Origin of the sequence: Peribacillus asahii, assembly GCF_003570725.1 — a bacterium.
Taxonomy (GTDB): Bacteria; Bacillota; Bacilli; order Bacillales; family DSM-1321; genus Peribacillus; species Peribacillus asahii.
On the sequence record NZ_QWVS01000014.1, the window covers coordinates 68882 to 75359 of the forward strand.

A 6478-nucleotide genomic window follows, 5' to 3' on the forward strand; every position below is an offset into this window, starting at 1 on the left:
GATTTATTTCACCCATTTCTTTTCAGCAGCTTTTATCGCATCTTCAAAACGAACAAGCACTTCATCTATTTGTTCTTTTTTCATAATTAACGGCGGTAATAATCGAATCACGGCTCCGTGTCTTCCACCTACTTCTAAAATGACACCGCGATCAAAACATTCTTTTTGAATAGCTTTTGCAAGTTCTCCATCTCCTGGATAACTCCCGATTGAATTAGGTGCTTGAGTCTTATCCACTATTTCCACACCAATCATTAAACCTCGACCACGTACATCACCAATCGATTTTACTTGCTGCTGAATTTTTTTCAGCTGTGTTTGCATGTAATACCCTAGTTGATGAGCATGTTCAGGTAAGTGATGTTCCTTAATATATTGTAAAGTAGCTCGACCCGTTGCCATTGCTAATTGATTGCCTCGAAACGTTCCGATATGTGCACCAGATTCCCATTTATCTAATTTTTTATCGTAAATAACAACAGATAAAGGTAAGCTTCCTCCAATTGCTTTTGATAAAACGAGTACATCAGGTTCAATACCAGCATGTTCAAATGCAAACATCTTTCCTGTACGGCCAATACCTGTTTGTACTTCATCAATAATAAGCGGGATGTTTCTTTCTTTTGTAATACGTCGTAATTGCTTTAACCATTCAATAGGTGCCGGTACGGAACCACCTTCTCCTTGAACAATTTCCACGATAATTCCCGCTGGTGTGACAATTCCGCTTTCAGGATCATCTAATGTGTTTTCAATATATGTACTAATAAATTCATGTCCATTCTTCCCAAGTCCAAATGGGCAGCGATATTCATATGGATATGGTAAGAAATGTGTATCAGGCAATAGGGCATGAATATGCTTTTTCGGACTCGTAGTTCCACTAATGCTTAACGTTCCGTGAGTTGACCCATGATACCCCCCTTGAAAAGATAAAATGGAACGATTTCCTGTTGCTGTTTTGACAAGCTTAAGAGCTGCTTCAATTGCATCTCCACCAGTAGGTCCACAAAATTGGATTTTCGCTTTACCAGCAAATGACTCTGGTAGACTAGCGAATACTTCATCAACAAATGCTTCTTTAACAGGAGTTGTTAAATCTAGAGTATGTAATGGTATTAAGTTATTAAGTATCTCTTGAATCGCCTCATGAACAACATCATGGTTATGACCAAGAGCTAATGTACCTGCCCCGGCTAAACAATCAAAATATTGTTTGCCATCCATATCTGTAATCATGACACCTTTTGCTTTTTGGATTGCTAATGGCAGTCTTCGTGGATAAGACCTAGCATTGGACTCTCGAATCTCTTGCATAGAAAGCAAAGTTTCATTTGAAACTAAAGGTTTAATTAAAGTAGACATATCATATCCTCCTAGCAACTTTTAATTGATATTGATTATCAATCGCATATAAACAATAAGTGAAAATGATTATCAGTGTCAATGTAATTTTAAGAAAATAAGAAATTATTCCTATTTTTCAGCAACTTGTAGAAATTCACAAAATATCTTCCGTTCCCTTCTTCCAAATACACGCTTATACGGAAAGATGAGTAATGTTTTAGCATTCAAATGGTATACTTTAATTGTGTAGAGGGGTAACTATTTATTTGAAGTGAATATTTTTTGAGAAAAATAATTTCCAGAAAAACTTTATTCAAAACTAATCGAATGAGGGGGGATTTAACCGAAAGAATTGTTGATTTTCAGCTCATTTTAACTCTTTCTCCATGAAACTAGAGGGAAATTGTTTCATGAAGCCAGAGCGAGTAGAAATCAAAAATCATTTTATAAACAATAATATTGTTTAACGCAGCCAATCAAATAAATAGCTATAATTCATAGGGTATTTAATAGCTTGGCATCCCTTGTAAATAAAACAAACCGGTCTGAATATAACCGGTTTGTTTTATTTACATTACACACCATCTGTTTTATCGCTCTGATCTTTGTTTCTTTTGTTTCCTTTACTGTTGTCTCCGCTGACAGAAGCCTGGCCATGTAATTGTGGTGAATTCTGATTACGGCTGCCTTTATTAAATTTTTTTGTCATATCCCACATCTCCTTTCTTACTTCACATACAGTTTGTCCCTTTTTACTAAACTTATGTTTTCCTCTAAAAAAGAGCATCAATTATTATTAAATCTTCGCAATGTTTGTACTCATTATGAATATTTGATAATAAAAATTAACATTTACACTCAGATTGCCTAAAAAAGAAAAAAACAACAAAACAAGAACGTGAATTTATATCCACACTCTTGTTTTGTTGTTTTATTCGATTTTGTCTCTCGACCAATTTATACAACTAACTTTTCAGTTTCTAAATAAAAATATTTATTCTAAATCATCTGCAATAATATTTTACTTACATAATATTAACATAGTTCATTTACAAAAACGTAAGTCACTCCATTTTCGGTAAAAACACTATCTTGATTTAAAATGAGCAGTACAATAGGCTTTGTTATCTCTCAAAATATGCCGTTTTAAACCACCCCGGATTTGTCAATTACAAAGTTAGAATTATCTCAAAATTTAATTATCAAATACTTAATTTGCTTTTAGGTGCTGCTTGTATAAAAATGAATCTGGCTTTTGTGCCCCACGTTTGTTCAACTCAAAAAAAAGCTTTTTGTATTCAACAATACATAATTCCCCATCAATATAGCTTTTTTGGATATAATCTAGCAATTCATTGACATCTAATGGGTTCTTATCCTTTACCAATTTAAACTGATGTATTAAATCTTCTACTAACATAGTAATCACCCATTCCACTTGTATTTTTTCAAAATAATGTCTAACCTTATGCATATTGTATCATGTTAATTACTCTTCACTTATTTTTTGAAAATTCAAACTTACGACATGTTTTTACAATATTTTTTAATCATTACTGAAGAGGTTTTTTCTCTAATATACTCTTAAAATTCTTTCTGTAGCAAAAAAGCAGATAACTGTGAGCGCTAATAGGAAATATCGTTCATCTAAATGAAAATTTTCAAAATAAAACTTGCACCGATACCGGCTGCTAAAAAGAAAATAGCCGCTGTACTGCAGCCTCGACGTTCAGCCAAGTCTTCGGCATACTCTTTTGCACAATGTCTGCATAAAGTATATCCTCCCTTGATTGCCTCTTCCTCTTTAATTTTTCTTGCTGGAGTTTTACCCTTTAGAATCCGTGAGGTCGTGGGACAGTCATCGTCGAAGTAGTGATAGAATTTACCTGTTCTGGTGATATAAACTTCATCCCCTTTATGCATTACAGATCACCATCCTTCAGCTAATATCCTCAAATCTTTTCTTAAGTATTTATTATTTTCTACGTTCTTATTATTTGACTACACTGCTACAAAAACTCTGTATATTTTCTGCATACAGTTGTTATAAGAACCATTAATATACTTAACAAAAATAACCAAAATGAGTTTTAGCATTTTGTAAATACTAGTGTAAGGAGGTGTCATATGAGTAAAAAAAATCGTGGTGCAAAAGCATTTAGTGGAGTGAATCCTCAAGGATATTCAACAGGTGTAGAGCGGGAAAGACAACCGAAGTCCCAACTTGAGAATGCAGCTAAGAAGAATAATACAAAATAACAAATATGTCTTAGATAAGGATTGTGGGACTTACACATAATATGCAAGTCCCACAATCCTAAACTAATTCTTTTAAAATAGTGCTTTTCTTATCCAAAACCGCTTTATTTATTATCGCGGATGTCATAAAGAGCATTTGACATCTGTGTTAGCAATTCTCTATCCACTAATTTATTGATATATTTCTCAGGAATTTCATTAAATCCCACTTCTATGCCTCTAAGCCCCCCCCTGCAATAGCAGCAATCGTATCGCTATCATCTCCCATATTCGTAGCTCCAACAACCACTTCTTCAAATGTGTCGCTATACAATAACCAATAAAGCACCCATCTCATCGTATTCACTACATATCCATCAGGTCTGCAACCTGGTACCGAATCCAATGTTGCTTCATAAATTGTTTCCAGCACTTTTCCCACCTAGTAAATCATGAACATTTTTTGCAGCCTCGAACCAGTCTTCCTCGTAGTTTTCAAAAACCGCTCTAATTGTGATGCCAACATCTTTTGGATTTGTCTTAAACCATTTGAAAAATTCTCTGCCAATTTCTTCAATGGGTTCGCTTGAATTCGTAATAATTCCCTTTGCAACGGCAAGCGTCATGGCGGTATCATCTGTTGTTTCACCCGGTATGAGGTCCCAACATCCACCCCCAATAATATCGGTCACCCTTCCATATTTATGTATGATTTCTTCCTTACTCATAAACTCTGTGGTACCTCCAAGCGCATCACCAATAGCAACCCCAAAAAGTCCGCCTTTTATTTAACATCATTTTGCCTCCATTGCATTAATATCTTCACCTAGCTTCTCATTTTTAGAGGAAACGGCTTTACTTATGATCTTGATTCCGCCTGTTGCCGCTCCACCGGCAACCTTATTCACTGCTTTACCAAACTCTCGAATAACTCCCATCGTATACTGAATCCTGTTCTAAATATAACAAATCACAACTATAATACCTGTTATTATAATACTATTAATTTTCAAAGGTTAAAAACGCTTTTAAATGAGGATTTATCCAATTGGATGATATTGCAAAAATACTGTTGCTTGATAGACATGTAGTACGATTCCCAACATGACGAAGAATAAAATGAAGAGGGTAACTTCAAAAGGTCGTTACAAACTTACCTTTTGAAGTTACCCTCTTTTGATATCGCTTTTCTTTTCATATTCGAGGAAGCATGTAAATAATTCGAATTTATTTCCAAGAGAAAATGAATTCAAATTACAACGAAACGAAAAAGATTGATTCTAAAACCGTTAATCGTCATACATTTATTATTTTCTTTGCAAGAAATAACTTAAATAGCTTCTTAGACGACGGCCACGATAAATTATGCTCTATATGTGTAAGCTAAACCTTTTAAGAATTTACGGGTGAAATTATCACCGCATTCTTTATAATTTCGATGTCCTGCTTTTCGTAAAATCGCGCCTAATTCGCCTTTTGATACAATGATACCACCGTCATCAAGGATATCCAGCATATCTTCCGTTGTTAATTGCAGGGCTACTTTCAATTTTTTAAGCAGCATATTATTCATATGGTCCTTGTTCTTTTCAGTAGGTTCAGGGCTTTTCGGTTGTCCTGGTTTTGAATCTTGTTTACCTCTTTTAAAAGTAATAAGGCCATTTAAAAAGGACTCTAACATCTTATTAGTGCACTTGATCTGATCTTCCGTTTCCTCTCCATCAACTTCATCATCGTACTCATCTTTTGATTTTGTAAGGATCTTTAGTACTTCGTCTTTTGTAACTTCTATACCGCCAAGTTTAAATATCTCTACCATATCTTGATTTTTTATATCTAGAGCATATCTTAGCCTAATTAATATATCGTTGTTATCCATTTATAAACCTCCAAATCATATTGCCATATGTATAGTCATCATTATTATTGTCCTTTTAAGAACCAATACTAATCATCATAACCTAAATAAACGTATTATTGTAAAAGTATCGGAACTAAATAAAAGATTTTATAAAAAAACTGATTTGGGTGCAAATAGGACTTGTTAGAAACAGAGAATCTCAATGTCCTTTTCATCTATGAATAATGATGCTGCTCCGAATAATTTATGTATGTATGAATTCAATCTCGCTTTGAACAGCTTTCCCCCTGTTCTCCCGTCTCATTCTTAACAAAGAGTTCATTTCTTACAGCCCCAATATCATAGCTCGGATAAAGTACGTTAAAACAAAGATTTTAAATAAATTGCAATCAAAAAGTCCTTTTTTCACAAAAGGCCTTTGTCTGAAAGATAATAGGTATCAGCTAGATTAAATGCTTGCTGTAATGTTGATTTCCTCCAATACACTTTTCCTAAATGATTAAATTACTATTATTACAGTTAAATACCGAACATAACGTTAAACCTTAAATTTGTTTAAATAATAGGGAATCCACACTCATTCAAAGAAATTGCCAATATAATTTTAAAAAAGTATCAGTACTGAAGGGAATCATAAAAACACATAATTATTATTTCGATAACGCAAAATTTATCCTGATATTCTTTGTTGTTTTTGGCCATTTTCTAACGTCTTTTATTGAAGATAACGAGACTATATATAAAGTGATATACACCTTCCATATGCCTGCATTTATTTTAGTATCGGGATTCTTTGCAAAAGGTTTTTACCGATTTTCCGAACGAGAAAGCCCATTACGGTGTGAGTCACACCCCCTTTAGGGATGGGATGAGAGAGAGGTCGAACCGGGCGTGTTTGATGACACGTCAGAGGTTCGATTTTTTTATAGGATATACTCTTGTGTCAAGAACAAATGTTCTGATATAATGAGTGTAAGTAAAAGAGAAAGGGGGCCAACCGATTTGTTTGTCACTCATTCCTTTCAAATTCCT

Annotated in this window: 9 protein-coding genes and 1 pseudogene; 2 read left to right on the top strand and 8 right to left on the bottom strand. The window is 34.1% G+C overall.

What is annotated here, in order from left to right; genetic code table 11:
* Positions 1–3: 3 nt before the first annotated feature.
* The 4 genes from D1953_RS08445 to D1953_RS08455 all read right to left on the bottom strand — a co-directional run bounded on the left by D1953_RS08445 (position 4) and on the right by D1953_RS08455 (position 3270).
* Complete coding sequence (locus tag D1953_RS08445) at positions 4–1365, bottom strand: aspartate aminotransferase family protein (RefSeq protein ID WP_119116741.1); 1362 nt, start codon at positions 1363–1365, stop codon at positions 4–6.
* 556 nt (positions 1366–1921) lie between these two features.
* Positions 1922–2056, bottom strand: a complete 135-nt coding sequence (locus D1953_RS21945) for a hypothetical protein (protein ID WP_257467688.1) — start codon at positions 2054–2056, stop codon at positions 1922–1924.
* Positions 2057–2557: 501 nt separating this feature from the next.
* Positions 2558–2767 (bottom strand): YppF family protein, encoded by a 210-nt coding sequence (gene yppF / locus D1953_RS08450; RefSeq protein WP_182480549.1) that lies wholly within the window; start codon positions 2765–2767, stop codon positions 2558–2560.
* Between the two features lie 227 nt (positions 2768–2994).
* The gene (locus D1953_RS08455; protein WP_119116743.1) at positions 2995–3270 is read right to left on the bottom strand and encodes a MutS N-terminal domain-containing protein; all 276 of its coding nucleotides are present in this window, start codon (positions 3268–3270) and stop codon (positions 2995–2997) included.
* Between the two features lie 204 nt (positions 3271–3474).
* Here D1953_RS08455 and D1953_RS08460 point away from each other — a divergent pair, with 204 nt between their 5' ends.
* A complete protein-coding gene (locus D1953_RS08460; RefSeq protein ID WP_119116744.1) occupies positions 3475–3606 on the top strand; it encodes a small, acid-soluble spore protein L in 132 nt (43 codons plus the stop codon).
* Between the two features lie 211 nt (positions 3607–3817).
* On the opposite strand, the gene D1953_RS22070 is transcribed toward D1953_RS08460, so the two are convergent.
* The 4 genes from D1953_RS22070 to D1953_RS08470 all read right to left on the bottom strand — a co-directional run bounded on the left by D1953_RS22070 (position 3818) and on the right by D1953_RS08470 (position 5464).
* Complete coding sequence (locus D1953_RS22070) at positions 3818–4018, bottom strand: ADP-ribosylglycohydrolase family protein (protein ID WP_342769230.1); 201 nt, start codon at positions 4016–4018, stop codon at positions 3818–3820.
* Positions 3999–4313: an ADP-ribosylglycohydrolase family protein gene (locus D1953_RS22075; protein WP_342769231.1), complete on the bottom strand. Its 315-nt coding sequence runs from the start codon at positions 4311–4313 to the stop codon at positions 3999–4001. Before D1953_RS22075 ends, D1953_RS22070 begins: the two co-directional genes overlap by 20 nt.
* Positions 4314–4379: 66 nt before the next feature.
* Positions 4380–4523, bottom strand: coding sequence for a hypothetical protein (locus D1953_RS21205; RefSeq protein WP_182480550.1), 144 nt, complete (start codon positions 4521–4523; stop codon positions 4380–4382).
* A 425-nt stretch (positions 4524–4948) separates the two neighbouring features.
* Positions 4949–5464: a YehS family protein gene (locus D1953_RS08470; protein WP_119116745.1), complete on the bottom strand. Its 516-nt coding sequence runs from the start codon at positions 5462–5464 to the stop codon at positions 4949–4951.
* A gap of 615 nt (positions 5465–6079) precedes the next feature.
* Here D1953_RS08470 and D1953_RS08475 point away from each other — a divergent pair.
* Positions 6080–6259, top strand: a pseudogene (locus D1953_RS08475) (acyltransferase family protein); the annotation flags it as partial.
* Positions 6260–6478: the final 219 nt, after the last annotated feature.